Below are 2,737 nucleotides of genomic sequence, written 5' to 3'. Positions count from 1 at the left end.
CACCCTGGTGGTGTTATGCTGCTTGTGGTTAGCTTTTTCTCGTTATGGCAATATTTTGTTAGGCACTCCAGGTGAGAAACCTGATTTTAGTTTACTGACCTGGCTTGGACTCATTTTTACCTCAGGAACCGGTGGAAGTCTGTTATATCTGGCCTCTGTAGAGTGGATTTGGATCATTCAGCAACCGCCTTTTGGTGCGGCAGCAGGAAGCGATCAGGCTGCTCGTTGGGCTTCTGCTTACGGTATGTTCCATTGGGGACCATCTGCATGGGCATGGTATCTGATTTGTGCTGTTCCCATTGGTTGGTTTATGCATGTAAAGAAAACAACATCGCTAAAAGTGAGTGATTTATGTCGCGGATATCTGGGAGCGCATGCAGACGGTTTTTACGGACATTTAATTAATTTCTTCTATATGTTTGGTTTGCTCGGCGGTGCGGTTACCTCTCTGGCGCTGGGAACTCCGATGATTTCTGCCGTATTTTGTCATGTGTTCCATCTGGATCCCTCCGGGCGGTTTATTAATGTTATGGTTATTTTTGTCTGGACTCTTGTACCATTATTAATTCTCTTTTTTGGCCTTAAAAAAGGTATGGCCTGGGCCAGTAACTGGAATATTCGTGCAGATATATTAATGCTACTGGCGATCTTGGTTTGCGGTCCGACGGCGTTTATTCTTAATCAATCTATTGATGGTCTCGGCCTGATGCTGCAAAACTTTGTCGCGATGAGTTTAAGTACCGACGCCATCGGTCGTAGCGGATTTCCACAGATGTGGACTGTATTTTATTTCTCATGGTGGGTTGTGTATGCCATCCCATTCGGTTTATTTATTGCCCGTATTTCAAAAGGAAGAACAATTCGGCAGTTGATAGTATGTGGGATTCTGGCCGGTTCATTGGGATGTATGGTTTTCTACATGGTGCTGGCTAATTTCGGCTTATCTTTGCAGACAACTCATATTATTGATTTTGTTCCCATACTCAACGAGCAGGGGCGTGGTGTTGTGGTTTCTCGCTTACTGGAACAACTCCCCGTTAGTCAGGTATTTTTGGTCGCTTTTGGCGCTATTGCGTTAATTTCATATATTACCGGGCATTGTACTGTCGGTTATGCCCTCGGCTTTGCGACGCAAAAACGAGCAGATTGTGAGAGCGAGCCTGCATTCTGGAACGTGGCATTTTGGTTGATAATAACCGGAGTGGTCGCAATCACACTCTATCTTCTTGATGCGCAGAGTCTGCAACCGTTACAAACGGTCTCTATTCTGGCCGGACTACCGCTTTGCGGCGTAGTGTTTATTTTATTGAAGAGTTTTTTGATGCAGCTTGCGGTTGAAGAGAAAAACGAGATAGGTGAATGATAGTGTTCAGGTATGCCCGATAGTTTACTTTATCGGGCATTTTCCTGACCGGAAATTAGCTCAAGACCGCGCGAAAATATCCCGCCAAATTTTCCCCAAGACGAATTAGATTATCTTCCCCCTGACTCAGCGCGGTTGGTAAATCACAAGGACCGTTGATGACAGAAAAACAGGCGTCAATCCCGCATTGACGGAGTTCATTAAGATCAAGCTGATTGTCGATATATCCCGCTATAGCAACCACCGGAACTCCCATCATGTGGGCAATTTTGGCTGCGCCAACAGGCGCTTTTCCATTCAGACTTTGGCTGTCTAATTTACCTTCGCCAACAATCGCTAACGCCGCGTATTTTAAATGCTGGGTATATTGAATAGCTTCCAGTACGAGCGAAATACCCGGTTGTAGGCGAGCATCCAAAAAAGCCATTAATGCTGCGCCAACACCGCCAGCTGCCCCGGTTCCTGGGATCGCATTGATGTCTTTACCGCAACAGCGACGGATGCAATCGGCATAATTTTGCATTCCCTGCTCCAACTGCTCGAGGTCATCAGCGCTGGCCCCTTTTTGCTGGCCGAAAACTCGGGTTGCGCCGTTCTCACCAGTTAGTGGATTGGTGACATCACAGGCCGCAATAAATTTCACATTTTTCAATCGCGGATCGAGGTGCTGTAAGTCAATTTGGTGGATAGCTGACAGTCCCATACCATTCACCGAAACCGAGTTTCCATCAGCATCGGTGAACAGCGCACCCAGTGCCGACATCAACCCAATACCGCCATCATTGGTGGCACTGCCGCCAAGGCACAGAATAACGGTATCAATATTGTGTTCCAGTGCGGCGAGAATAAGTTCTCCGGTTCCAAACGACGTCGTATAAAGAGGGGAACGCTGGACCGGAGAAAGCAGTTCCAGTCCAGAAGCCTGCGCTATTTCTATCACTGCGGTAGTTTGGTTGCCTAAGATACCGTATTGCGCATGTCTTGATTCGCCAAGTGGTCCGGTGACCGTTTTAGTGTAAAACGTTCCATGAGTTGCATGAATGAGTGTTTCGAGTGTTCCTTCGCCGCCATCAGCCACGGGCAAACACACCAGTTGGCTGCCTGGCAGAACCTTACGCCAGCCAGTTGCCAACGCTTCGGCAACTTTCCAGGCGGGAAGGCATTCTTTAAAGGAGTCGGGGGAGATGACTATCTTCATAGCTGGTCTCTCAAAATAGGGGGAGTGCAACGAGTGAACAAAGGGAACCTGCGGCTCCCTTTATTTATTATTTACGGATGGTGTAATTAGCTTGCGTTTCAAGCGCCCGGATTAAAGCGGAATGATCCCATTCTTTACCGCCAAGCGCGGCGCAGGTGCTAAATAGCTGTTGCGTT

2 protein-coding genes are annotated in these 2,737 nt (G+C 47.6%); one reads left to right on the top strand and one right to left on the bottom strand.

What is annotated here, in order from left to right; translation table 11 throughout:
• Nucleotides 1–1,363 (top strand): BCCT family transporter (locus EA14781_RS22010; protein ID WP_042336328.1); only part of this gene is annotated, 1,363 nt, incomplete at its 5' end.
• Nucleotides 1,364–1,418: 55 nt separating this feature from the next.
• Here EA14781_RS22010 and EA14781_RS22005 read toward each other — a convergent pair.
• Nucleotides 1,419–2,561, bottom strand: coding sequence for a glycerate kinase (locus EA14781_RS22005; protein WP_000706591.1), 1,143 nt, complete (start codon nucleotides 2,559–2,561; stop codon nucleotides 1,419–1,421).
• Between the last annotated feature and the right edge of the window lie 176 nt (nucleotides 2,562–2,737).

The organism is Escherichia albertii NBRC 107761 = DSM 17582, from assembly GCF_000759775.1.
In the GTDB taxonomy this organism is placed as follows: Bacteria; Pseudomonadota; Gammaproteobacteria; order Enterobacterales; family Enterobacteriaceae; genus Escherichia; species Escherichia albertii.
The sequence above is the reverse complement of the archived record's forward strand: the minus strand, read 5'-3'. Positions and strand labels throughout refer to the sequence as shown.

Coding starts and splice junctions, on each gene's coding strand:
- EA14781_RS22005 (WP_000706591.1), bottom strand. CDS start 2,561: ATGAAGATAGTCATCTCCCCCGACTCCTTTAAAGAATGCCTTCCCGCC.